22 protein-coding genes are annotated in these 23,046 nt (G+C 70.1%); 9 read left to right on the forward strand and 13 right to left on the reverse strand.

All coding sequences use genetic code 11. The features are described from left to right. Window positions 1-5: 5 nt before the first annotated feature. Window positions 6-1,535: an HNH endonuclease signature motif containing protein gene (locus C5E05_RS07855; protein WP_181059450.1), complete on the reverse strand. Its 1,530-nt coding sequence runs from the start codon at window positions 1,533-1,535 to the stop codon at window positions 6-8. A 324-nt stretch (window positions 1,536-1,859) separates the two neighbouring features. Between C5E05_RS07855 and C5E05_RS07860 the strand changes: the two genes are divergently transcribed. After that, entirely contained in the window at window positions 1,860-2,465 is a 606-nt protein-coding gene (locus C5E05_RS07860; protein ID WP_104341580.1) for a GNAT family N-acetyltransferase, read from the forward strand. Between the two features lie 115 nt (window positions 2,466-2,580). Here C5E05_RS07860 and C5E05_RS20105 read toward each other — a convergent pair whose 3' ends face one another. Next, window positions 2,581-2,745, reverse strand: coding sequence for a hypothetical protein (locus C5E05_RS20105; RefSeq protein WP_181057766.1), 165 nt, complete (start codon window positions 2,743-2,745; stop codon window positions 2,581-2,583). Between the two features lie 157 nt (window positions 2,746-2,902). After that, window positions 2,903-3,190, reverse strand: coding sequence for a hypothetical protein (locus C5E05_RS07865; protein ID WP_104341581.1), 288 nt, complete (start codon window positions 3,188-3,190; stop codon window positions 2,903-2,905). Between the two features lie 106 nt (window positions 3,191-3,296). Between C5E05_RS07865 and C5E05_RS07870 the strand changes: the two genes are divergently transcribed. After that, complete coding sequence (locus C5E05_RS07870; RefSeq protein ID WP_104341582.1) at window positions 3,297-4,568, forward strand: DUF445 domain-containing protein; 1,272 nt, start codon at window positions 3,297-3,299, stop codon at window positions 4,566-4,568. A 79-nt stretch (window positions 4,569-4,647) separates the two neighbouring features. Here the strand turns inward: C5E05_RS07870 and C5E05_RS07875 are convergent, their stop codons facing one another. The 3 genes from C5E05_RS07875 to C5E05_RS07885 are packed head-to-tail and all read right to left on the reverse strand — an operon-like array spanning window position 4,648 to window position 7,744. Beyond that, window positions 4,648-5,586 (reverse strand): TAXI family TRAP transporter solute-binding subunit, encoded by a 939-nt coding sequence (locus C5E05_RS07875; RefSeq protein WP_104341583.1) that lies wholly within the window; start codon window positions 5,584-5,586, stop codon window positions 4,648-4,650. Next, window positions 5,580-7,085, reverse strand: coding sequence for a HAMP domain-containing sensor histidine kinase (locus tag C5E05_RS19800; protein ID WP_146081067.1), 1,506 nt, complete (start codon window positions 7,083-7,085; stop codon window positions 5,580-5,582). The genes C5E05_RS07875 and C5E05_RS19800 overlap by 7 nt, the downstream gene beginning before the upstream one ends. After that, window positions 7,082-7,744 carry a response regulator transcription factor gene (locus C5E05_RS07885; protein ID WP_104240585.1) on the reverse strand — a complete coding sequence of 221 codons (663 nt, stop codon included), beginning with the start codon at window positions 7,742-7,744 and terminating at the stop codon, window positions 7,082-7,084. Before C5E05_RS07885 ends, C5E05_RS19800 begins: the two co-directional genes overlap by 4 nt. A gap of 167 nt (window positions 7,745-7,911) precedes the next feature. On the opposite strand from C5E05_RS07885, the gene C5E05_RS07890 reads away from it, so the two are divergent. Further along, window positions 7,912-9,288: an MFS transporter gene (locus C5E05_RS07890; RefSeq protein ID WP_236558539.1), complete on the forward strand. Its 1,377-nt coding sequence runs from the start codon at window positions 7,912-7,914 to the stop codon at window positions 9,286-9,288. A gap of 272 nt (window positions 9,289-9,560) precedes the next feature. Then, a complete protein-coding gene (locus C5E05_RS07895) occupies window positions 9,561-10,364 on the forward strand; it encodes an SDR family oxidoreductase (RefSeq protein WP_258064798.1) in 804 nt (267 codons plus the stop codon). Window positions 10,365-10,384: 20 nt separating this feature from the next. On the opposite strand, the gene C5E05_RS07900 is transcribed toward C5E05_RS07895, so the two are convergent. Further along, window positions 10,385-11,743 carry a 6-phospho-beta-glucosidase gene (locus C5E05_RS07900; protein ID WP_104341585.1) on the reverse strand — a complete coding sequence of 453 codons (1,359 nt, stop codon included), beginning with the start codon at window positions 11,741-11,743 and terminating at the stop codon, window positions 10,385-10,387. After that, complete coding sequence (locus tag C5E05_RS07905) at window positions 11,740-12,489, reverse strand: DeoR/GlpR family DNA-binding transcription regulator (RefSeq protein WP_104240581.1); 750 nt, start codon at window positions 12,487-12,489, stop codon at window positions 11,740-11,742. The genes C5E05_RS07900 and C5E05_RS07905 overlap by 4 nt, the downstream gene beginning before the upstream one ends. Before the next feature lie 123 nt (window positions 12,490-12,612). Here C5E05_RS07905 and C5E05_RS07910 point away from each other — a divergent pair, with 123 nt between their 5' ends. The 4 genes from C5E05_RS07910 to C5E05_RS07925 all read left to right on the forward strand — a co-directional run bounded on the left by C5E05_RS07910 (window position 12,613) and on the right by C5E05_RS07925 (window position 16,944). Then, the gene (locus C5E05_RS07910) at window positions 12,613-13,704 is read left to right on the forward strand and encodes a PfkB family carbohydrate kinase (protein ID WP_104341586.1); all 1,092 of its coding nucleotides are present in this window, start codon (window positions 12,613-12,615) and stop codon (window positions 13,702-13,704) included. A gap of 109 nt (window positions 13,705-13,813) precedes the next feature. Beyond that, a complete protein-coding gene (locus tag C5E05_RS07915) occupies window positions 13,814-15,172 on the forward strand; it encodes an ABC transporter substrate-binding protein (protein ID WP_104240579.1) in 1,359 nt (452 codons plus the stop codon). 42 nt (window positions 15,173-15,214) lie between these two features. After that, a complete protein-coding gene (locus C5E05_RS07920; protein ID WP_104240578.1) occupies window positions 15,215-16,129 on the forward strand; it encodes a carbohydrate ABC transporter permease in 915 nt (304 codons plus the stop codon). After that, window positions 16,126-16,944: a carbohydrate ABC transporter permease gene (locus tag C5E05_RS07925; protein WP_104341587.1), complete on the forward strand. Its 819-nt coding sequence runs from the start codon at window positions 16,126-16,128 to the stop codon at window positions 16,942-16,944. The genes C5E05_RS07920 and C5E05_RS07925 overlap by 4 nt, the downstream gene beginning before the upstream one ends. Here the strand turns inward: C5E05_RS07925 and C5E05_RS07930 are convergent. From C5E05_RS07930 to C5E05_RS07950, 5 genes are read right to left on the reverse strand one after another with little or no spacing between them, the layout of a single operon-like run. Beyond that, the gene (locus tag C5E05_RS07930) at window positions 16,934-17,794 is read right to left on the reverse strand and encodes a citryl-CoA lyase (protein WP_104341588.1); all 861 of its coding nucleotides are present in this window, start codon (window positions 17,792-17,794) and stop codon (window positions 16,934-16,936) included. The two genes, C5E05_RS07925 and C5E05_RS07930, sit on opposite strands and share 11 nt — an antisense overlap. Then, window positions 17,791-19,005: a CaiB/BaiF CoA-transferase family protein gene (locus tag C5E05_RS07935; RefSeq protein WP_258063048.1), complete on the reverse strand. Its 1,215-nt coding sequence runs from the start codon at window positions 19,003-19,005 to the stop codon at window positions 17,791-17,793. The genes C5E05_RS07930 and C5E05_RS07935 overlap by 4 nt, the downstream gene beginning before the upstream one ends. Further along, window positions 19,002-20,519, reverse strand: coding sequence for a tripartite tricarboxylate transporter permease (locus tag C5E05_RS07940; RefSeq protein ID WP_104240575.1), 1,518 nt, complete (start codon window positions 20,517-20,519; stop codon window positions 19,002-19,004). Before C5E05_RS07940 ends, C5E05_RS07935 begins: the two co-directional genes overlap by 4 nt. Then, complete coding sequence (locus tag C5E05_RS07945; protein ID WP_104240574.1) at window positions 20,519-21,157, reverse strand: tripartite tricarboxylate transporter TctB family protein; 639 nt, start codon at window positions 21,155-21,157, stop codon at window positions 20,519-20,521. The genes C5E05_RS07940 and C5E05_RS07945 overlap by 1 nt, the downstream gene beginning before the upstream one ends. Next, on the reverse strand, window positions 21,154-22,140 hold the full coding sequence (locus C5E05_RS07950) for a tripartite tricarboxylate transporter substrate binding protein (protein ID WP_258063047.1): 987 nt from the start codon (window positions 22,138-22,140) through the stop codon (window positions 21,154-21,156). Before C5E05_RS07950 ends, C5E05_RS07945 begins: the two co-directional genes overlap by 4 nt. Window positions 22,141-22,243: 103 nt before the next feature. Between C5E05_RS07950 and C5E05_RS07955 the strand changes: the two genes are divergently transcribed. Beyond that, window positions 22,244-23,044: an IclR family transcriptional regulator gene (locus C5E05_RS07955; protein ID WP_104341589.1), complete on the forward strand. Its 801-nt coding sequence runs from the start codon at window positions 22,244-22,246 to the stop codon at window positions 23,042-23,044. The last annotated feature ends 2 nt before the right edge of the window (window positions 23,045-23,046 follow it).

Below are 23,046 nucleotides of genomic sequence, written 5' to 3' on the forward strand. Positions count from 1 at the left end.
CGGCCTCACGGTCTTCGGTTGACCTGTGGGCGGGTGGCCGCCGGGGAGTTGGCGGTGCGCGAGTTGGCAGCCCGGGAGTTGGCTGCCCGGGAGTTGGCTGCCGGTGGCGGATATCCGCGGCGGCGGCTGGCTCTGGGCGGGACGTGCCGCCCGAGCGCGGGTACGACGTGCCAGCGTCCGTTGCTGCTGCGAGTGAGGGTGAGTCTTTCGCGGTGGACTTCGTGGTGGTGGAAGGAGCACAGCAGGATGCCGTCTTTCGCGTCGGTTGGTCCGCCTTCGCTCCAGGGGAGGGCGTGGTGCACTTCGCACCAGCGCACTGGTGCGCTGCATCCGGGTGCGCGGCATTGTCGGTCGCGGGTTGCGACCGCCCGGCGTTGGGCTGTGGTGAAGAGGCGTTGCTTGCGGCCGAGGTCGAGGATCTCGCCGTTGGTGTCGGTAATCGCGATGCGGATGAACCCGTCGCAGACGACCTGGGCTGCGACCGACGGTGGGACTGGCTCTCCGGTGCGCTCGAGGTGGGGCAGGTCTTCGGGTCGGGTGGCGGTGCCGTCTTGTCCGGCGGTGGTGGTGACGATGATGACCGTTGGTGCCTCGCCGCCGGTGCGGGGCGCGTCGGGTGACTCGGCGTAGGCGCGGACGATCATCGTGAGCGCGTCGATGCGCTGCTGCTCGATCGACCGCGGGTCAACCAGTGGGACGTCGACGATCTCGTCCTCACCGACGTCACCGTCGTCGTCACCGTCGGCGCGGCCGGCACCGGACGGGAGTTCATCTGGTCCGAGTGCTGGAGCGAGTGGTTCCCCGCACTCGGACGCGGCCGGGAACTCCACGGCTCGGCGCGGGGAGAGGAGGGCGTCGAAGACTGAGAGCAGCTGCTCGCCTTGCTCGGGCGTCGCGACGAACTTGCCGGTGACGGCACCGTCCGTACGCCGCGTAAACCACAGGCCGCGCTGCTCGGCGATCTTGTCGGCGCGCGGCTCGTCGCCGTCGGGATCGAGGTAGGAAACCCAGGTCGCGGCCTGCACCTCAAGGACCTTCGGTACCGCGGGCTGTTCATCTTCTGGATTCAGGCCGCACGCGGACGCCACGAGCTCACCCTCGGCGCGGGCGAGCTCGTCGACGTCCACGCGGTTGCCGGTGCGGTCGAGGCCCTTCGTGATCGCGGTCGCCTGCGCCACCGACATGACCCCGGAGCCCACCGCCTTCGACACCTCCGTGTATTTCGGCGGGATCGACTCGCCTGTAGCGCTCATCCGCTCCCTCGTCGCCTCTGCAAGCTGCACGAGGGTCTTCGCCTCGAAGGGCTTCACCGCGAGCACCTGCTCGACCATCGCCGCAAGGTTCCGAAACCCGGACTTCCGAGCGACCGTCTCCGCTCGCGGAGACTCGTCTTCACGGCGCAAGAGTTCGCCAGCTACCTCAACGAGCGCGGCATCCAGCACGCGTCGGCGAGCAGCGAGCTCACGGAGCACAACGACGATCTCCGCGTCCGGAAGGCTTGCCAGCTGGCACCGCGCCTCGAGAAGCGCGTCCACGACAGCCGTCTCCATTGACGACCGCGCCGATGACTGTCCTGGCTGCGCCGACGACTGTCGACCCGATTCTTGCTCCGCCTGCGATGCCACGACAACCTCCCCCAAGATCACCATCAGACTAGCACTGGACCGCACCAAAATCTATATCAGGACCAGGTTTTCTTCAAGAAAATAGGAGCTAGCTTCGAACGGAAGATCTGTCCCGGAATACCCCAGGTGAGCAGAGGAAATCCACCCGCACTTCGCCACGGGCCCCGCCCGAGCGAGCAGGAGCCGCGCCGCTGCCGAGCGAGGAGGAGCACAGCAGCGTCCTACGCTGACGTGATGACCTACCTCCCCCGAGTGGTCGAGCACTCGGCCCTCACACCGGCCGAGCTCACGGCCCTGCGTGCACTCTTCGATCGCGAGTACCGCTCAGTGCACGGCGAGTGGGATCCCGAGCAGCCCTACGGCTACGCCCCGGCCTCCACGCACGCGATCGTCTTCGACGCAGCAGGTTCGGCCTTGGCGCACGTCGGGTTCCAGCGACGTGAGATCACGGTCGGCCGCGCCCAGGTCGTCGTGGCCGGCACGGGTGGCGTGCTCGTCGATGACGGGCTCCGAGGCCAAGGCCTTGGCGAGCTCGCGATGTCGCTCGCTCGAGGTGCGATGCGAGCCACCCCCGACCTCGAGTACGGCTATCTGGGATGCCGGGAAGACGTCGTGCCCTTCTACGAGCGGACCGGCTGGCATCGCATCCGCGTCGTCGAGCGAAGCACACCGCGCTCGCTCCCACCCGAGACGATGATGCCACCCGAGACAGTGATGCGAGCGGAGGCGAGCGTCGAGGCAGTCGTCGAAGCGGGGTCTCCGGTGCTCATCTCGCCGATCCGGCAGAGCGTCGATTCCTGGCCTCCTGGTGTGGTCGACCTCCGGGGCAGACCCTGGTAGCGCGGGGCGGGTAGCCGGCAACGACCAGCGGCAGCAAGCAACAGGTAGCCGCGTCGGGCAGCCAGCAACGCGCGACGGACAGTCGGCAGCGGGTAGGAGGCAGCGACCGGCGGCGCTAGAGAGCTGGGGTCGGCCCCTCGCCGGCTCCCCCTGACTCGGGCCGGCCTGCGGCGTACCGCGCCTCGAGCTCGCGGAGGCGCTTGAGTCGCGCCCACGGGACGAATCCGATCCACATGACGGATGCCACTGCCGCTCCCATGATCATCGACGAGATATCCATGCGGCCCACGGTACGAGATCCGCCCCAGCCGGCGCATCGGCTGCGCGACGGAGATCGCGGACGCCGACCGCCGGGCCGTGCCTGCGCGTCTGCCCGTCCCGCGGCCCCTGCCCTTGTCCCCTACCCGTGCGCTGTGCCTGTGCCCCTGCCCCTGCCCCTACTCCCCGCTCCAGCGCCGGTCGCTGCGGTCGAGCAGCACGTAGATCGTGCGGATGAAGGCGACCAGGGCACCGATCGCGCAGATGCCGCTCACGACGAGGGACACCCAGAAGATCATCGTGAGCGCCTCCTGCTGCTGGGTGCCGACCGTGAGCTGGGCGGACGCCAGCGATGACACGACTCCGCTGAGCGCGCCGACGAGCACGAACACCATCCACCACATGAACGAGGTCGTGGACGACCCGTCGGCCGCCGACCGGAACGAGCCCCTGGAGTGCGAAGTCATGCGTCCAGTCTGTCGATCTCGGCCCGTCGGGGAATCCCCGGAGACCCGAGGCAGACCTGGGGCACCCCGCAGTCGCCGTCCGGCTCAGGCGTGCAAAGATGACCGCATGTCGCGCACCCCGACCGAGCTTCTGAGCCCCGCAGACCAGGAGCGCCGGCGCAGCCTGCGAGTCATGAAGGCGGTGGCGTTGGGGGCCCTCCTCTTCATGGCGGTGGTGTTCGTGGTCGCGTTCGCGCTGCAACGAGATGTGCCGGCGTTCGCGTACGTTCGCGCAGCCGCGGAGGGCGGCATGGTCGGCGCCCTCGCCGACTGGTTCGCCGTGACGGCCCTCTTCCGGCACCCGCTGGGCATCCCGATCCCGCACACGGCGATCATCCCGAAGCGGAAGGACGAGATCGGCCGCACGCTCGGCGAGTTCGTGGAGACCGAGTTCCTGCGCGGCGACGTGGTGCGGACGAAGCTGCAGGCCACGTCGATCGCGGCCCGCCTCGGCGAATGGATCGAGCAGCCGGAGCACGCGGAGCGAATCGCCTCTGAGGCGTCCATCATGGCGACGGGGGTGCTCGAGGCGCTCAGCGACGACGACGTCCAGGGCCTCATCGAAGACCTGGCTCGCGAGCACCTCGTGGAGCCGAAGTGGGCTCCCCCGTTGGGCGAGTGGATGTCGCGCGTCGTCGCGACCGGCGCGCATCGGGGCGCCGTGGACCTGGCCGCCGACAGCGCCGCCGCGTGGCTCGCCGCCAACCAGAGCGCCTTCGATGGCCTCGTGTCGAGGCGTCTCCCCTCGTGGGTTCCGTCGGTCGCGACCAAGCTCGTCGACAACACCGCGTACAACGAGGCGGTCAAGTTCGTCGCGGCGGTGCGAGCGGACGACGCGCATCCCGCCAGGGCCGCCATCGACGGCTACCTGGCTCGCCTCTCGGACCAGCTGCAGCACGACCCGGAGCTCATCGCCCGCTTCGAGGGCGCCAAGGGCAACATCTTCGACAGCCCCCGCATGCGCGAGCTCGCCGCGGAGGCCTGGAACGCCGCGAAGACGGGCCTCCTGCGTTCGCTCGCCGACCCGGAGAGCGCGCTCCGCACCCGCGCCACGGCGGCGCTCGTCGACATCGGTCAGCGACTGACGACGGATGCGCAGCTCCAGCAGCGGGTGAACACGTGGGTCATCGACGCGGCGGTGTTCCTCGTCGACCGGTATCGGCACGAGATCTCGTCGATCATCTCGGACACCGTCGCCAGCTGGGACGCCGATGAGACGAGCGAGAAGATCGAGCTCATGGTGGGCCGCGACCTGCAGTACATCCGCCTGAACGGCACGATCGTGGGCGCCCTCGCGGGCGTGACGATCTTCACGGTCGCCCACGCCTTCCTCGGCTGAGGTCCCGCGGCCAGCATCTCGCACCCGCATCCCGCGTCCCGCGTCCCGCACCCCGCATCCCGCACGGTCTCGAGGGCGGTCAGCCGTAGAGCTCCCGGTAGCGTCTCTGGGCGGCGGGGTGCAGCGCGATAGGGAGGGTGTCGATGAGGTTCGACGCGGTCAGGTACTGCACGCCGAGCGACCCTTCCGGCACGAGCTGCGCGGCGTCTCGGATGAGGACGTCGACGAGCGCCCTCGCCACCTGGTCCGGGAGGTCGGGCCTGGCGAGCAGGTAGTTGGAGACCCCGATCGCGGGCACCGCTTCGGCGCTCCCGTAGGTGCTGGCAGGAACCGCCGTGAGCGTGTAGACGCCGGGATGCTCGAGCTCGAGGGCCGGGAGCGCATCGGTGAGGTCGACGAGCTCCACCGCGGTGTCGAGGTCCTGCACGGCGGGGAGCGGCAGTCCGCCCGACCAGAAGATCGCGTCGACGGTGCCGGCCTCGAGGGCGGAGACGGCCTCGTCGAGGTACAGCTCGGAGATGACGCTCGCGCCCGCGCCCTCGAGGAGGCCAAGCGTGCCGAGGAGCCGCCTGGCGGTGAGCGCCGCGCCTGATTGGGGCGCCCCGACCGAGACACGCCGCCCGGCGAGGTCGCCGATGGCGCTGACGGGCCCGTCTGAGCGCACGAAGCACTGCAGGTAGTTCTGGTAGACGCGCCCGATCGCGACCTTGTTCTGCGCGTCGGTCGCCGCCGCGTCGGCGAGCACGATGGCGAGCTCGGCGTCGCGGGCCTGCAGCATGGCCAGGTTCTCGACGCTGCCACCCGTCGTGACCACGTCGAGCCCCGTCGTGCCGTCTCGGCGGAGCGCTTCGCGGAGCAGCTCGCCGAACTGCACGTAGGTGCCGCCCTGCTCGCCGCAGGCCATGCGGATGCGCGGGGACGGCTGCCCGAGAGAGCATCCGGCGAGCGCGAAGGTCGCGGCGGCGGCCGAGGCCGCACCGGCGCCGAACAGCAGGCCCCGCCTCGTGAGGATCACCACGTCCGCACCAAGCTGATGCGGGCGCGGAGCCCTCCTTCTGGGGCGCGGTCGTAGTCGACGGTGGCGCGGTTGGCGCGTGCCAGCTCCCCGACGATCGCGAGGCCGAGCCCGGTCCCCGGCAGGGATCGGTGGCTCGGCGAGCGCCAGAACCGCGTGCCGAGCTGGGCGAGCTCATCCTCGTCGACGCCTGGTCCGTCATCGCTGATCTCGAGCACCGCGCGTGGACCGTCGATCTCGAACGCTGCGAACGCCTCGAACGCCTCAGGCGGTTGGCTGCGGCCGTCGAGCGCGCCGTCAGGCTCTCCTTCGCCCGGCACCGCCCCGGACCACCCGGAGCTGGGCGCCGCGGCGAACCGGATCGTGACGCTCGCCCCCTCGCCCGCGTACTTCCGCGCGTTGTCGAGCATGGTCTCGACGATCTCCTCCAGGTCGCTCTTGCGGCACGCGACCCTGATCTCCTCGCCGCCGTCGAACCGCAGACGCATGCCCTCCTCGCGGAAGCGCTCCTCGTGGGGCGCCGTGAGCATGGCCGCCGAGGTGAGGTGCTCTCGCGCGGCGCCGTCGGCGAAGCCCGTGCGCCTGCCGCTCGCCTCTGCCGTGGCGCGGTGCTCGGCATCGGCGAGCACCAGCATCCGGTCGACGACGTGCTCGAGACGGTCGAGGTCGCCGCCGACGGCCTCAAGCGCCGCCTCCTCCGCCTCGTCGCGCGGGAGGGCGTCGATGCGCAGGCGGATCGCGGCGAGCGGGTTGCGCAGCTGATGCGACGCCTCGGCGACGAACCCCCGCTGCTGCTCGAGCGCGTCCTCGACTCCCCTCGACATGCGCGCGAACGAGGAGGAGAGGCGCCTGAGCTCGAGGGGCCCGGTCGCGGCCGCGAGGTCGGGCTCCCGCTGCTCGGCGAGGGCGTTCGCGGCCGCGTCCAGGGCACGAACGGGACGCAGCACCCAGCTGGTCCAGAACTGCGACGCGGCGAAGAGCAGCAGCAGGAGCAGCAGGCCCGCGAGCGCGACGAGCGCCCACCAGCCGGTGATCTGCGCTTTCGCCTCCGTCTGGTTCACCTCGAGGACGACCGCCCCGGATGCGGCGCTCGCGCCGTTCGCGAACGGCTCGGCCACGAGGTGGGTGTCGTCGCTCCACGGGTAGATCGTCGAGATGGAGCGCTGCGGCACCGTGCGCGACGCGGCGAGCACGAGCGACGCGACCTGCGGGTCCAGCTCGAGGCCGCCGACGGAGGACACGACCTTGCCCTCGCTGTCGACGACCATCGCCGCTTCGCCGTACGTCTCGGCGAAGCGCTCGAGGTAGCGCTCGAGCCCGGACGCGTCGTCGGCGGCCACCGCCGTCTCCGCGCGCTGCACGATCTGGTCCATCGAGGTGGCGCGCTGCAGGGTGAGCTGCTGGGTGCGGTTCACGGCGATGCCCTCGCTCGCCGGGACGATGATGGCGATGACCGTGAGCAGTCCGAAGAGCATGAGAGGCAGCAGCACCTGCAGCTTCATCGCGCCGGCTTCGTCTCGAGCCGGTAGCCGAAGCCGCGGATCGTGGTGATGGCGACGGCGGGCAGCTTCTGGCGCAGCTGCGCGAGGTGCACGTCGAAGGAGCGCGAGGTGGCGGCGTAGGCGTCGCCCCACACCTGGTCGAGGAGCTCCTGCCTGCTCACGGCCCTGCCGAGCCGTTTCGCGAGAATCGCGAGCAGCTCGAACTCGGTCGGCGTGAGCGAGACCTCGGCGCCGCCGACGACGACTCGCCGCGAGAGCAGCTCGATCCTCGCGTCGCCGAGCTGCACCACCTCGGGCTCGGCCGCGGGCGCGCGACGCCTGGCGACGGCGTCGATGCGGGCGAGCAGCTCGTGCATGCGAACGGGCTTGACGAGGTAGTCGTCGGCGCCGAGGCCGAGCGCTCGCACCGTCGAGCGCTCGTCGCCGCGGGCCGTGACGACGATGACGGGCACCTGGCTCACCTGGCGGAGCCGCCTGAGCACCTCCAGGCCGTCCATGTCCTCGAGTCCCAGGTCGAGGAGCACGAGCTCGGCGTCTCGGTGCTGGAGCAGCACGTCGCTGCCGCGGGCGACCTGCACGCAGGCGTGATCGGCGCGGCCGAGCACGGCCGCGAGGGCGGCGGAGACGGACGCGTCATCCTCGGCGACGAGCACACGCATACCCCCAATGGTAGGCGCGGGCAGAGATGCGAGGTCCACGTAAAGGGAATGTAAGGATCCGCTCGCGCCCCTTGCCCGGTGCAGAGAGTTGTCCAGTACACCCACACCGAGGTGGGGCCAGGGCTCCGCCTGCTGGCAGATGAAGATCGACGACGATGGAGAAGTCAATGACGACGACACAAGTGCCGGGCAGCCTGCGCCGCTCGGTTTCCAACACCCTGAAGGGCTCGGCAGGCAACCTCGTCGAGTGGTACGACGTCTACGTCTACTCGGTCTTCGCCTCGTACTTCGAGTTCCAGTTCTTCGACTCCGAGGACAAGAACTCGCAGATCTACATCTGGGCGATCTTCGCCGTCACGTTCCTCATGCGCCCCATCGGGGCCTGGTTCTTCGGACGCTTCGCGGACCGCCACGGGCGTCGCCTCGCGCTCACCGTGTCGGTGTCGATCATGGCCGGATGCTCGTTTGTCATCGCCCTCACCCCCTCCGCTGCCGTCATCGGCGCCGGAGCAGCCATCATCCTCATCGTCTGCCGCCTCGTGCAGGGCTTCGCGACGGGCGGCGAGTACGGCACGAGCGCGACCTACATGTCGGAGGCGGCCATCCGCGGCCGCCGCGGCTTCCTCTCGTCGTTCCACTACGTGACCCTCGTCGGCGGCCACGTGCTCGCGCAGGCGACCCTCCTCATCATGGTGCTGGCCATGCCGACCGAGGCGATCTCAGAGTGGGGCTGGCGCATCGCGTTCGCGATCGGCGGCGTCGCCGCGATCGTCGTCTTCTACCTGCGACGCACCATGGACGAGTCGCTCAGCGAGTCGGCGCTCGAGTCGGTCAAGGACGGCAAGTCGCGCTCCTCCGGCTCGATGAAGGAGCTCATCCTGCACCAGTGGCGCCCGCTGCTGCTCTGCTTCCTCATCACGATGGGCGGCACCGTCGCCTTCTACACGTACTCGGTCACGGGCCCCGGCATCGTGAAGAAGGCATTCGCGGGCGACGACGTCGTGTCCGGCACGATCCTGAACCTCATCGCGCTCACCGTGCTCATGCTGCTGCAGCCCATCGGCGGCTGGCTGTCCGACATCGTGGGCCGCAAGACGCTGCTCGTGTTCTTCGGCGCAGGCGGCGTGCTCTACACGTGGTTCCTGCTCACCTACCTGCCGCAGCAGACCAACGAGTTCGCGGCGTTCGGCATCCTCGTGGGCGGCTTCGTGATCCTCACCGGCTACACGTCGATCAACGCCGTCGTGAAGGCCGAGCTGTTCCCGACGCACATCCGCGCCCTCGGCGTCGGCTTCGGCTACGCCATGGCGAACTCCATCTTCGGCGGCACGGCGCCGCTCCTCTACACGGCCGCCGGCGAAGCGCAGCAGGTGCCGCTGTTCATCGTCTACGTCACCATCGCGATCGCCGCGTCGCTCGTCGTCTACGTCTTCTTCCTCCACAACAAGGGCGCGAACTGGCTCGACGACGAGAAGGCGATGCGGGCGAGGGACACGGATCGGGACGAGAAGCGCGAGGCGCGTCAGACCGCCGGCGCACGCTGACCCGCGCTGACTCCGCTGCCCCCGCAGTCCGTCGCTGAACGCCGCTGAGGCGGAACGCATCCCCACAGCGAATGCAGGCTCGTTTCCGGACGGGCCTGCATTCCTCGTCTGGCTGCGCGACGGCGGAGAACTGGCCGCGCCGCGGCCGAGGTGGAACGGAGGCGGAGCGGGGCGTGCCCGGGCGGGCAGCCCCCGAACCGCGTCCCGGCAGCTGCGGGGACGGCAGGGCCCACGCGCAGGCTTCCACTGTCACGCACCCGTACATTGACGGCATGACTTCCCGGATGCTCCCCCTTCGTTTCGGATCCCAGACAGTGCTCATCACGGGCGCGAGCTCTGGGCTCGGGGCGGAGTTCGCCCGCCAGCTCGCCTCTCGCGGCAGCGACCTGGTGCTCGTGGCCCGGCGCGAATCGAAGCTGGAGAGCCTCGCCGCCGAGCTGCGCGACCGGTTCGGCGTGACGGTGACGACGATCGCCGCCGACCTCTGTGAGCCGGGCGCCGCGTCCGCACTCGGGACCGAGCTCGAGGGCCGCGGAGTGAGCGTGACGAGCCTCATCAACAACGCGGGGTTCGGCACGAGCGGCGGCTTCCACGAGGAGGACCCCGAGCGGGTGCGCGCCGAGATCGCGCTCAACGTCGCGGCGCTCGTCGACCTCACGCACACCTTCATCGCGCAGCTGCGCGCGGGCGACGGCTTCCTCGTCAACGTCGCGAGCGTCGCCGGCTACCAGCCCACGCCGGGCTTCGCCGTCTACGGCGCGACCAAGGCGTTCGTCCGCAGCTTCACCGAGGCGCTGTGGGCCGAGTCGGCAGGCACCGGGCTGCGCGTTCTCGCGCTCTCCCCCGGCCCCACAGCAACCGAGTTCTTCGAGGTCGCCGGCGAGGATATCGGCTCCGGCCTGCCGAAGATGACGGCCCGCAAGGTCGTCGGCCTGACGCTCCGCGAACTCAAGAAGCCGAACCCTGGACCCTCCGTCGTCCCCGGCCCGATCAACACGTCCCTGACGATCGCCTCGAAGCTCGTCCCGCGGAAGCTGCTGCTGCGCGCCATGAGTCGGGCCTCGCGCTCCCGCTGACGGAACGCCCCGCGCTCGGCTTAGCGCAGCAGCGCACCGATCCCGGCGAAGTGCTGGCTGTACCTGTCGACGAGCTTCCGGGCCACCCCGACCGAGTCGACGAGCGGATGCGCCGCGAAGCCGCGCCAGGCGAGCTCGCGGGAGCCGCGCGTCGCGGCCTCGATGACCAGCCGCTCGGCGGACTTCACCTGCACCATCAGCCCGAGCATCTCGCCCTCGACGGGCGCGACCGGCCACGGATGCACGCCATCGGCGTCGACGACGCAGCCGACCTCGACAACCGCGTCGTCGGGGAGCGCGGGCACGAGGGAGCCGTTGCGCACGTTCAGGATCATGGTGGCTGGCCGCCCTGAGGAGAGAGCCGCCATGAGGTCGAGCGCGACGCTCTCGTAGCCGCCGCCCGCGACATCCTCGACCTCGCGCTCCTCCCCCTCCTCGCGACTCTCGGCCATGTAGCTCGCCTCGCGCTCGTGGCGGGTGCGCATCCACGACTCGAAGGGGTCGGCGCCGGGGTTCGCGAAGAACTCGCCCTGCTGCGCGTCGAGGTACTCGCCCCTGGTCGCGTCCGCGGCGCGGATGCTGGCGTTGGCCTCACGCGTGAACGAGTAGTAGTACAGGTACTCGTTGGGCAGGGCGCCGAGCGCCCGCACCCAGTCGAAGCCGAGCAGGCGCGCCTCCTCGATGCGCTGCAGGGACGTGTCGGACGCGAGCAGCTCCGGCAGGCGCTCGACGCCGTCGACCCGCAGCGAGCGCAGCCAGCCGAGGTGGTTCAAGCCGACGTAGTCGAAGGCGATATCCGAGGGCTCTCCCCGACCCTCGGGGCCGGCGGAGACGTGGGCCCCCGCAACCGCCGCCGCTCGGCGCATGAGCCCGATCGGAGTGTCGCAGATGCCGACGACACGGTCGCCGAGCACGCCCCGCATCGCCTCGGTGACGATTCCGGCGGGGTTCGTGAAGTTGATCACCCAGGCATCGGGAGCGACTCGCTTGATGGTCTCGGCGAGCGAGACCATGAACGGGATCGTGCGCAGCGCATACGCGAGCCCGCCAGGCCCGACCGTCTCCTGGCCGAGCACCCCCAGCTCGAGGGCGATGCGCTCATCCGCGACCCTGCCGGCCGTGCCGCCCACGCGGACGGCGCTGAACACGAAGTCCGTCTCGCGCAGCGCCTCCTCGAGGTCGGTCGTGACGCTGATGCGCGGCGCGAAGCGCTTCTCGCTCGCGATGCGCTCGACGATGACGCGGATGATCGCCAGCCGCTCCGGCGAGACGTCGTAGAGGCTCAGCTCGTCGATGCGCACGGGCGCCTCGTCGGAGGCCACCGCCTCGAACACCTGGGGGACGCGGAACCCTCCGCCTCCGATGATCGTGAGCTTCACGAGAACATCACCTCGACTTTCGCTGTCCGCAGCACGGCGAGCGTCGCCGGGTCCGCATGGTCTTCCGTGACGATCGCGGAGATGGCGGATGCGCCGCACACGCTCAGCAGACCGACTCCAGGGAACTTCGTGGCATCCGCCAGCACGACCGTGCGCTGCGAGGAGGCGATCATCGCGAGCTTCACGGGCACCTCGGTGCCGGTCGTATCGGAGATCGTGCCGTCTGCTCTGATGCCGCTCGTGCCGAGGAAGCACACGGTCGCGCGGATCTGCGCGAGCGCCTGCTCGGTCAGCACCCCGACCATCGAGCTGTAGTTCTTCCGCACGACCCCGCCGAGCACGATGAGCTCGACGGCGTCGTCGTCGCGGAGCGCGTCCACCACGGCGAGGCTCGAGGTGATGACGGTGATGCGTCGCCCCCGCAGCTGCCTGGCGAGCAGCGCCGTCGTGGTGCCGATGTCGATGAGGACGACGTCGCCGTCCCGGACGAGCGTGGCGGCCCGCGCCGCGATGGCGGTCTTCTGCGCGCTCTGGTGGGTCGCGACCTCGGCGAACGGCACCCGGTCGGGCTCGACGCCGCCACCACCTCGGACGCGGCGAAGCAGCCCCTCGGCGCTGAGGGCGTTGAGGTCCCGCCGGACCGTCGACGGCGACACCCCGAACTCGACGGCGAGCTCCTCGACCGTGACCTGACCGTCCGCGCGCAGCGACTGCAGGATGCGAGCCTGACGCGTCGTGGTGAGCATGCGAGGCATCGTAGCAGTCACCAACGAGCACGTCGCAAGCACGAACGAGCGGGACTTGACGCACGAACGATCACCGCGCAGGATGTGTGAGCAACACCGCTGTTGCTACCGAGAGGAGCCGCGATGGCTTCGGCCCATCACGACACACCCCCGACCGACTCGGTCGATGGTGCGCGATTCGATGTGGTCCTCGCGGGCTCCGTCTTCTTCGACATCGTCTTCACCGACCTCCACGGCTCGCCGAGCGCGGGCACGGAGGTGTGGGCAGAGGGCATGGGGTCGACGCCGGGCGGCATCGCCAACCTCGCCGTCGCGGCCAGCCGCCTCGGGCTCACCACCTCGCTCGCCTCCGTCTTCGGCGACGACGTCTACGGGCGCTGGTGCTGGGAGCTGCTGGAGGAGCACGAGGGCATCGACCTCAGCCGTTCGCGGCGCTTCGAGAACTGGCACACCGCGGTCACGGTCTCCGTGGCGCAGGACGGCGACCGCAGCATGATCACGCACGGGCACCCGAGCCCCATCTCGAGCGACGCGCTCCTCAGCGACGGCGTCTCGAGCCGCACCGCGCTCGCCGAGCTCGGCGCCATGACGAGCCTCGAGCAGGAGCCGTGGTGGCTGCGCGCGGCGGCCGACGGCACCCGGATCTTCGCCGACGTGGGCTGGGACGACACGGGCGTGTGGGACCGAGCCGTGCTCGAGCCCCTGTCGTCCTGCTACGCCTTCATGCCGAACGAGCGGGAGGCCGTCGAGTACACGCGCGCCAGCTCGCCCCTCGCCGCGGCCCGCGCCCTCGCCGAGCACGTGCCCATCGTCGTCGTGACCTGCGGCAAAGACGGTGCCATCGGCATCGACTCCGCGACGGGTGAAGAGGTCCGGGTTCCCGCCGTGCCCGTCCGCGCCCTCGACGCGACCGGCGCCGGGGACGTGTTCGGCGCATCCTTCGTGCTCGGCTCGCTGCGCGACTGGCCGCTCGAGCAGCGCCTCCAGTTCTCGGCGCTCTGCTCGGCCCTCGCCGTGCAGCAGTTCGGCGGATCGCTCGCGGCCCCAGGCTGGGGCGACATCGCCGACTGGTGGGATGCGACGCGCGCCTCGGGAGACACCGAGCTCACGGAGCGCTACGGCTTCCTGCAGGACGTGCTGCCGTCGGAGCGCCCAGGCGCGGTCCGCCGCGCGGAGGCCACGTTCCGCCTCGTCGACCACTTCCCCGGAGTCTGACCGGCGCGCCAGAGCCGACCCAGCCGGGCTGTCGGCACCGCATCCGCGACAATTGACCGCTGGTCCCCATCGCACGAAACGCACCCTCAGCGAAAGAAGGAAGCCGAACATGAACGAGAAGCATCGGAGAACCGCGGCGGTCGCCGGCGGGTTGGCACTCGCGCTCGCCCTCGCAGGATGCGCGCCCGGCACGGGCCAGCAGGCCGCCCCCGATGCCTCCACGGCGGAGATCAGCACCGACATCTCGCAGGTCGGCGACGTCACGCTGACCGTCTGGGACCAGGAGGTGCGCGGCGGGCAGAACGAGCAGATCGAGCAGCTGAACGCGGCGTTCGAGGAGAAGTACCCGAACGTCACCATCGAGCGGAACTCGCAGGCCTTCGACGACCTCGCGACGACGCTGCGCCTCGCCCTGACCGACGAGAACGCGCCGGACGTCGTGCAGGCCAACAACGGCCGCAACACGATGGGGGCGTTCGTCGAGGCCGGGCAGCTGCGCGCGCTCGACGACTACGCGGAGGCCTACGGCTGGTTCGACCGCTACCAGGAGTCGATCCTGCAGTACTCGACGTACAGCGAGGACGCGAAGGTCTTCGGAGACGGCAACCTCTACGGCCTGCCGCAGGTCGGCGAGGTCGTCGGCATCTTCTACTCGAAGGCGAAGCTCGCGTCGCTCGGCGTCGAGGTGCCGGGAACGTGGCCCGAGTTCGAGGCGGCGCTCGCGACGGCGAAGGCCGCAGGCGAGACGCCCATGCAGCTCGGCAACATCGAGCAGTGGCCGGCGGGCCACGTGTTCGGCCCGCTCCAGGGCGAGTACGTGGATGCGGAGACCATCACGAACCTCGGGCTCGGCAACCCCGGCGCGAGCTGGACCACTCCGGAGAACGTGGAGGCGGCGACCGCGCTCAAGGGCTGGGTCGACGACGGCTACTTCAACACGGGCGTGAACGGCACCGACTACGACGCGGCCTGGCAGGCGCTCGCCGAGGGCAACGGCGTGTTCCTCATCGGCGGCTCGTGGCTCGCGGCCGATCTCGAGGCGAGCATGGGCGACGACCTCGGCTTCTTCGTCCCGAAGACGAGCGACGGGGCGCTCGCGACGACCGGAGGCACCGGACTCCCGTTCGCGATGACCTCCGCGGCAGACAACACGGACGTCGCGGCCGCCTACATCGACTTCCTGACGAGCGACGAGGCCATGCAGATCCTGGCCGACACCGGCAACCTGCCCGTCAACAACTCGGCTGAGCTCGCGCCGGAGTCCGGCGTCTTCGCCGACATCTACGGGGCGTTCGGCGAGGTCACCGAGTCGGGCAGCGTGCTCCCCTACCTGGACTACGCGACGCCGACCTTCGGCGACACCATCGGCCAGTCCCTGCAGGGGCTCATCGACGGGCAGCTCACGCCGGAGCAGTTCACCGAGACCCTCGAGACCGACTACGCCGACTTCATCGCGGCGAATGAGTAGCCTGCGCCCGGTGGCGCCCGCGCAGCCCGAGCGACGCCCCGAATGACGAGCTCGAGCGCGACGGCGCGCGAACGCCGCCCGGCGAAGGGCGCCCGCCGCGGCACCCCCGCCTGGGTGCCGTTCGCGTACCTCGCGCCCGCGTTCCTCCTCTACGGCACGTTCCTGCTGTTCCCGCTCGGCCGGGCCGTGCAGTTCTCGTTCTTCGAGTGGGACGGGCTGGGCGCATCCACCTTCGTCGGGTTCGACAACTACGTGCAGATCGTGCAGGACGAGCGGCTGCGGGAGGCGTTCGGGCACGCGTTCGTGCTGATCTTCTTCTACTCGATCCTGCCCCTCGCGGTGGGCCTCATGCTCGCGGCGATCCTCACGCGGGCGCGGGTGCGGGGCCTCGGCTTCTTCCGCACGCTCATCTTCCTGCCGCAGGTCATCGCGATGGTCGTCGTCGCGGTCACGTGGCGGCAGATCTACGCGCCGGACGGGCCCCTCAACGGGCTGCTGCGCCTCGTCGGGCTGGAGAGCTGGACGCGGGCGTGGCTCGGCGACTACACCTTCACGCTGCCGGCCGTCGGCCTCATCGGCTCGTGGGTGTCGCTCGGGCTCGTGACCGTGCTGCTCATGGCCGGGATGAGCCGCGTGCCGAAGGAGCTCTACGAGGCGGCCAGGCTCGACGGCGCGGGCCCGGTGCGCGAGTTCTTCTCGATCACGCTGCCCTCGGTGCGGGGCGAGATCACGGTGGCGCTGACGCTCACGATCGTCGCGGCGCTCAAGACCTTCGACCTCATCTACGTCACCACGAGCGGCGGTCCTGGCACGTCCACGACGGTGCCGAGCTTCGAGGTGTACCGGCGCGCGTTCGAGCTCGGCGAGGTCGGGGCCGCGACGGCCGTGGGCGCCGTGCTCACCCTCATCGTGTTCGCCATCAACTTCGTCGTGAACCGGATCGGGGACCGCGCATGAACGTCTCCGTGTTCGAGAAGGTCGCGAACTACCTGATCCTCGGCGTCTTCGGGCTGGTCATCCTCGGCCCGATCAGCGTCATCGTCACGCTCGCGTTCGGTCCAGAGAACGCGAGCGTCGCGCAGGAAGGGCGCGTCTTCCACTGGGAGAACTTCCCCACGGCGTGGGAGGTCGCGCGGTTCGGGCAGTACATGCTGACCTCGGTCGTCGTCGCCGTCATCGTGGTCGTGGTCGCAGTGCTCGCGTCGATCCTCGCGGGCTACGCGCTCGGCACCATGAAGTTCCGCGGCGCGACGCCCATCTTCTACCTGTTCCTGCTCGGCATCATGGTGCCGACCGAGGCGTTCATCGTGCCCCTCTACTTCGACCTGCGCACCGTCGGCCTCACGAACACGGTGTGGGGCGTCGCGTTCCCGCAGATCGCCATGTCGATCGCGTTCGGCACGTTCTGGATGCGCACCTACTTCCGCTCCTCCAGCCAGGCGCTCATCGACGCGGCCAGGCTCGATGGGGCTGGCTCCATGCGCATCCTGTGGCAGGTGCTCGTCCCCATCGGCCGGCCCGCCATCCTGACGCTCGTGCTGCTGACGTTCATGTGGACCTGGAACGAGTTCCTCATCCCCCTCGTGATGTCGCCGAACGGCAGCGTGCGCACCGCGCCACTGGGCCTGGCCTTCTTCCAGGGGCAGTACACGCAGGGCACCGCGCTGCTCGCGGCGGGCGCCATCATGGTCGCGCTGCCCGTCGTCGTGCTCTACATCTTCCTGCAGCGGCACTTCATCCAGGGGATGCTCGAGGGGGCGGTCAGGGAGTAGCTGGGCGGCGCGCGCCTGGCACGTCCCGAGTCGGCTCGCCGGTGTAGTCGGCGAGGAGGGGCGGGGGCAGTGGCCCCTTGATGCGCTGGCCCGCCTGCTTCTCCTCCCACGCATGGGCGAGGATCCCCACGGAGCGGGAGAGCACGAACAGGCCCCTCGCGAGCTCCGGCTCGACGCCGAGTTCCGCGTAGACGATCGCGGAGATGCCGTCGATGTTCATGGGGATGCGCCGCTCCCCCCGTTCCAGGGCCCGCTCCACCGCGAGCCCGGCGGCAAGGTGCCTCCCGGAGATATCTCCCGCGGCGAGCGCGTCCTCAACGAGCGTCAGGAGCGGGTCCCGCCGCGGGTCGCGGGGGTGGAAGCGGTGCCCGAAGCCCGGCACGAACACGCCCCGGCTCTTGTGGTCGGCGATCGCCTCGCGGGCGAGCTGATCCAGCGGGACGCCCTCGGTCTCGTGGCGTTCGACGAGCTCGTTCAGCAGCTGCACGCACTGCTGGCCCGCGCCACCGTGCGTGTCCCCGAGGACGTTCACGCCGTTGGCGACGGCTGAGTTGAGACCGACGCCGCACGTGGCGGCCATGCGTGCGCTCGCGATGGAGGGCGCCTGCGGGCCGTGATCGACGCTCGCGACGAGGGTCGCCTCGAGGAGGTTCGAGACCGTCGCGCTCGGCAGGCTCCCCGTCGTGAGCAGCCAGATCGTGCTCACGAAGCCGACGTTGCCGATGACCTGCTCGATCGGATACCCCCGGAGCTCGATCTCCCCCGGGGCGATCCGGGTCACGCTTGTGCTCCACCACGCCGTGGTGTCGGCGACGGTGGGCTGGTCGGCGGGACTGGCGCTGCTGGTCATACGGCTCGCTCCTCGTGGAATGCTCGGATCTGCGCGGCGTCGTAGCCGAGCTCGCGCAGGATCTCGTCGGTGTGCTGCCCGAGCCCCGGAGGCGGCATGGTCGGTGCGCTCGGGCGGTCGTCGAGGCGGATGCCGTTGCCAAGCACCCGCAGCGTCTCCCCCTCTCGTCCCGGGAACGGGAGGTCGTGCACAAGCTCACGGTCGACGATCTGCGGGCTCTCGAGCATCTCGGGAACCGTGAGCACCGCCGCCGCCGGCACTCCCGCCGCCGAGAGCCGCTCCTCCCAGTAGGCCGTGTCCTCGGCGCCGAGGGCCGCTTCGATCTCGCTCGTGAGCTCGGCCCTGAATCGCTTGCGGTCCTCCCGGTCGCGGAAGCGGGCATCCGCCGCCAGCTCCGGGCGCCCGATGACCCGCGTCAGGGCTTCGAACTGCTCCTGCTTGTTCGCGGCGATGTTGAGCGCCCCGGTCGCCGTCTGGAAGGTGCCGGACGGCGCGGCAGTGCCGTTGTCGTTGCCGAGCGCTCGGGGCACCTGGCCGGCCACGAGGTGGTTGGAGACGACCCAGCCCATGGCGGTCACGGCGGTCTCCAGCATCGACACGTCGATGCTGGATCCCTCGCCCGTGCGCTCGCGCCCGTGCAGTGCCGAGGTGATGGCGAACGCGGCCGCGAGCCCGCCGAGCGTGTCGGCGATGGGGTAGCCGGCTCGGAGCGGGGAGGTCTCCGGCGTGCCGGTGACGCTCATCATGCCCGAGCCGCCCTGGATGATCTGGTCGTACGCGGGCTTGGATCGGAGCGGCCCCGTCTGCCCGAATCCGGAGATCGCGCAGTACACGAGGCGTGGGTTGATGGCGCGCAGCTCTTCCCAGCCGAAGCCGAGACGCGCGAGCACCCCCGGTCGGAAGTTCTCGCACAGCACGTCGGCCTCGGCGACCAGGCGGCGCATGACCTCCTTGCCCCCGTCCGACTTCAGGTCGAGGGTGATCGATCGCTTCTGGGCGTTCTGCGCCAGGAACGAGACCCCCATCAGCTCGCTGTTCAGCTCCGAGTCGGACCCGAGGCTCCGTGCGAGGTCTCCCCCCTTCGGCACCTCGACCTTGATGACCTCGGCCCCCATGAGGGCCAGCTGGTAGCACGCGTACGGCCCGGCGAGGACGTTGGTCATGTCGAGCACGCGCACCCCCGCGAGGGGTCCCGATGTCTTGTCCGTCAAACCGTGACTTCCTTCCTGGTGGCGAGCTTCGCGCGGATGACGCGCACGATGACGAACGCCACGGTGATCGCGAGAACGGAGTAGAGGGTGATGGTGATGGGGCTGTCGATCAGCACGCTCGGGTCGCCCTCGCTGACCGCCATCGCGCGGCGGAACTCCGTCTCGGCGAGCGGCCCGAGGATGATCGCGATGAGCATCGGGGCGACCGGCAGCCCGTAGCGCCGCATCGTGAAGCCGATGAGGCCGATGACGACGACGAGCACGAGGTCGAGGATCTTGCCGCTCGTGGCGTAGACGCCGAGCATCGCGAAGAGCGTGATGCTCGCGTAGAGGTAGTGACGCGGGATCTTGAGCAGCTTCGCCCAGAGCGGAGCGAAGGGCAGGTTCAGGATGAGGAGCACGACCATGCCGATGAAGAAGCTCGCGAGGAGCGCCCAGACGAGCTCGCTCGACCGCTCGAAGAGCAGCGGCCCTGGCTGCAGGCCGTACTGCCGGAAGGCGGCGAGCAGGATCGCGGCGGTCGCCGAGGTCGGCAGTCCGAGCGCGAGCAGCGCGCCCATCGCGGTTCCGGCGGTCGCGTTGCCAGCGGCCTCCGGGCCCGCGACGCCCTGGATGGCGCCGAGGCCGAACATGGGCTTCTTCCGGCGCTTGTCGAGCCTGCGCTCGGTCCCGTAGGCGAGGAACGTTGGCACCTCGGCGCCACCGACGGGGATGATGCCGAACGGAATCCCGATCGCGGTGCCGCGGAGCCATGCGGGCATCGCCTGGCGAAGCTCGCGGAGGGACAGCCAGAGGCGCCCCTTCGACTGGATGAGCCCCGTGTCGTCGGAGTAGCCGCGTCGGCCGGCGACCGCGAAGACCTCGCCGAGGGCCAGCAGACCGACGGTGATGACGACGATGTCGATGCCGTCGAACAGCTCAGGGATGCCGGCCGTGTAGCGAGAGGCGCCCGAGATGGAGTCGATGCCGACGACCGAGATCGCGAGGCCGAGCACGAGGGCGGCGAGGCCGCGGATGATCGACTGCGTCACGACGGCGGAGATGGCGATGAAGGCGAACACGGCGAGCGCGAGGTACTCGGCGGGGCCGAACAGGGTCGCGAGCTCGGCGAGGCGGGGCGCGAAGAAGACCACGAGGATCGACGCCAGGATGCCGCCGATGAACGCGCCGATGGCCGACGTCGCCAGTGCCTGCGCCGCTCGACCGTTCTTGGCCATGATGTGGCCCTCGATGGAGCCCGCGATGGCCGTGCTGTTGCCCGGGGTGTTCATGAGGATGCCGGCGATGGAGTCGCCGAAGAGCCCGCCGAAGAGGACACCCGCGAACATGATGAACGCGCCGATGGGGTCGAGGGAGAAGGTGACGGGGAGCAGGAGGGCGACGGCCATCGCGGACCCGAGGCCGGGGAGGACGCCGACGGCGGTGCCGAGCACGGCGCCGATGAGCACCCACAGCATGTTGATGGGGGTGAGGACCGTCAGGAACCCCTCCCCGAGATTGGCGAGCGTATCCATCAGAGGACTCCTACGAAGATGCCGGGGGGCAGGTTGAGGCCCAGCCCGATCGAGAACGCGATCTGCACGATGGAGGACATCGCGAGGGCGAGGAAGATGTCGAAGAACGGACGCCGGCTTCCGAGCGCCCGGGAGATGCCCCAGAAGAGGAAGGCTCCGGAGAGCAGCCAGCCGAGCGGGGTGAGCGCCGCGATGAACACGATGGTCGTGCCGAGGGCGCCGAGGAGCGAGCGCACGTTGGTGCGGGGGCGGATGTGCTCGGCCTGCAGCTCGCGGTCCTGGGCGACGGCGAGCTCGTCGAGGTCGTAGTCGGGATCCTCCTCGATCACTCGCCGCTCTCCGCGCAGCTCGGCCTGGTCGGGTTCGGCGACGCGCTCCGGCTCTGGGTTGCGGATCACGTCGATGGCCAGCAGCACCGCGATCACGAAGACCGCGACCGTGACGATGGCCGGGAAGACCTGCGGCCCTGGCTGCGAGACGTTGCCGGGAACGTCCATGGTGATCGTGCCGATGGTGAGGCCGATGCCGGTCAGCGTGAGGATGCCGGGCACGACGAGGCCCGTTCGGCGACGCCACCAGCCTGGCCTGGAGGTGGTGTCGTGCTGCGTCCACGCGGAGGTGGGGATGACGCCGGTCATAGTCCGAGCTCCTCGATGATCTGGTCGACTCTCGCCTGGTCTTCCTCGATGAACGCGGCGAAATCGTCTCCCGTGAGGAGGGCCGGCTCCCAGCTGTTGCGCTCGAGGGTGTCCTGCCACTCCGGCGTCGCGGCCATCTCCTCGAAGATGGCGACGAGCTGGTCCCGTTCGGCCTCCGTGATGCCGGGAGGCGCGACGATGCCTCGCCAGTTCGGGAGGTGCACGTCCACGCCCTGGTCGATGAGCGTCGGGACGTCGATGCCGTCGATCGGCTCCTCAGCGGAGACGGCGAGGGCACGGAGGTTGCCCGCCTCGATCTGGTCGCTGAACTCGTTGTAGCCGCTGACCCCGATCGCGACGGTGTTGGAGAGCAGCGACGTGAGCACCTCTCCGCCGCCCGCGTAGGAGACGTAGTTGATGTCGCCCGGGTCGATGCCGGCTTCCTCGGCGACGAGTCCGGCGAGGAGGTGGTCGGTCCCGCCGACGCCTCCCCCGCCGATCGCGACGGAGTGCGGGTTCTGCTTCCAGTCGGCGATGAAGTCGTCGAGCGTCTCGTACGGCGAGTTCGCGGGGACGATGAAGACCTCGTAGTCCTCGGCGAGGCGTGCGATGGGGGTCGTGTCCGACAGGTCGACGGTTGACTTGTTGACGTTGATGGCGCCCATCATGACCGTGCCGGTCATCATGAGGTTGGTCGGGTCGGCGCCGAGGCCGACGAACTGGGAGAGGCCGATCGTGCCGCCAGCTCCTGGCACGTTGACGACCTGCACGTTGTTCACGATGCCGCCGGCCCGGAGCGCCTGCTGCGATTCCCTGGCCGCGAGATCCCAGCCGCCGCCCGGGGCGGAGGGCGACATGAAGGTCAGTTTGGTGCTGGGGTCGGTCCCCGTCGTCGATTGGCTCGCGTCGAACGCGGCCACTCCGACGAGCACCATGGTCGCGGCGATGCCCACCGCGCCCATGAGCTTCCGTTTTGCTGTCACGATCACTCCCTTGTGATTGACTGTCCACACAGCGGACATATCTGTCCACCAGATGGTACGCTAGTGTGACCGGGCAAGCAAACGATCCGAAGCCGGAGACCCCATGACAAGCGCCGACGACGCACCAGCCCAGCGGTCAGAACCGGGCGGCATCCGCGCCGTGAGCCGAGCCCTCGATGTCCTCGACTGCTTCGAGAACGAGGGCCAGTCGCTCGCCATCGCCGACATCGTCCGCCGCTGCGAGCTCCCGCGAACGACCGTGCTGCGCCTCGTCGACACCCTGGTGGGCGAGCGGATGCTGCAGCTCCTCCCCGACGGACGCGTGAGCGTGGGCCCCCGCATGATCCGCTGGGGAGCATTCGCGAAGGCAGCCTGGTCGGCGCCGGCCCCCACACTTGAGCGCCTCCGCGAGCTCGCCGAGCAGACGGGCGAGACGGTGAGCCTCTACGTCCGCCGCGACCTCAAGCGCGTCGCCATCGCCCAGGCCCCCGGGCGACACACCATCCGCCACGTGGTCCAGGTCGGCGACGAGCTCCCGATCTGGCGCGGCGCCGCATCCACGACGCTCCTCAGCGGCGAACGCCCGGAGATGCTCGACGCCGTGCTCGTGAAGCTCGACGCAGACCCGGCGATCGACGTCGACACCGCTGCCCTCCGACACCGGGTCGACGAGATCCGCGAGCAGGGCTGGGGGCTCAGCCACGGCGAGCGGGAGTCCGGCAACAGCGGCCTGGCGATGCTCGTCCCCGAGAATCCCGAGCGACCGCACCTGCAGCCCGTCGTCGTCGTGCTCGGCGGGCCTACAGCGAGATTCGTCGACACGCGCATCCCCGAGTTCGTCGACGCGCTGCGCGCCTGCGTGCGCGACGTGCCGCGCACCGGGCTGCCCCCGGCACTCGAGTGAAG

Origin of the sequence: Pseudoclavibacter sp. AY1H1, from assembly GCF_002931055.1 — a bacterium.
In the GTDB taxonomy this organism is placed as follows: domain Bacteria; phylum Actinomycetota; class Actinomycetes; order Actinomycetales; family Microbacteriaceae; genus Pseudoclavibacter.

Coding starts and splice junctions, on each gene's coding strand:
- C5E05_RS07860 (WP_104341580.1), top strand. CDS start 1,860: ATGACCTACCTCCCCCGAGTGGTCGAGCACTCGGCCCTCACACCGGCC.
- C5E05_RS20105 (WP_181057766.1), bottom strand. CDS start 2,745: ATGGATATCTCGTCGATGATCATGGGAGCGGCAGTGGCATCCGTCATG.
- C5E05_RS07865 (WP_104341581.1), bottom strand. CDS start 3,190: ATGACTTCGCACTCCAGGGGCTCGTTCCGGTCGGCGGCCGACGGGTCG.
- C5E05_RS07870 (WP_104341582.1), top strand. CDS start 3,297: ATGTCGCGCACCCCGACCGAGCTTCTGAGCCCCGCAGACCAGGAGCGC.
- C5E05_RS19800 (WP_146081067.1), bottom strand. CDS start 7,085: ATGAAGCTGCAGGTGCTGCTGCCTCTCATGCTCTTCGGACTGCTCACG.
- C5E05_RS07885 (WP_104240585.1), bottom strand. CDS start 7,744: ATGCGTGTGCTCGTCGCCGAGGATGACGCGTCCGTCTCCGCCGCCCTC.
- C5E05_RS07890 (WP_236558539.1), top strand. CDS start 7,912: ATGACGACGACACAAGTGCCGGGCAGCCTGCGCCGCTCGGTTTCCAAC.
- C5E05_RS07895 (WP_258064798.1), top strand. CDS start 9,561: ATGACTTCCCGGATGCTCCCCCTTCGTTTCGGATCCCAGACAGTGCTC.
- C5E05_RS07905 (WP_104240581.1), bottom strand. CDS start 12,489: ATGCTCACCACGACGCGTCAGGCTCGCATCCTGCAGTCGCTGCGCGCG.
- C5E05_RS07910 (WP_104341586.1), top strand. CDS start 12,613: ATGGCTTCGGCCCATCACGACACACCCCCGACCGACTCGGTCGATGGT.
- C5E05_RS07915 (WP_104240579.1), top strand. CDS start 13,814: ATGAACGAGAAGCATCGGAGAACCGCGGCGGTCGCCGGCGGGTTGGCA.
- C5E05_RS07920 (WP_104240578.1), top strand. CDS start 15,215: ATGACGAGCTCGAGCGCGACGGCGCGCGAACGCCGCCCGGCGAAGGGC.
- C5E05_RS07925 (WP_104341587.1), top strand. CDS start 16,126: ATGAACGTCTCCGTGTTCGAGAAGGTCGCGAACTACCTGATCCTCGGC.
- C5E05_RS07930 (WP_104341588.1), bottom strand. CDS start 17,794: ATGACCAGCAGCGCCAGTCCCGCCGACCAGCCCACCGTCGCCGACACC.
- C5E05_RS07940 (WP_104240575.1), bottom strand. CDS start 20,519: ATGGATACGCTCGCCAATCTCGGGGAGGGGTTCCTGACGGTCCTCACC.
- C5E05_RS07945 (WP_104240574.1), bottom strand. CDS start 21,157: ATGACCGGCGTCATCCCCACCTCCGCGTGGACGCAGCACGACACCACC.
- C5E05_RS07955 (WP_104341589.1), top strand. CDS start 22,244: ATGACAAGCGCCGACGACGCACCAGCCCAGCGGTCAGAACCGGGCGGC.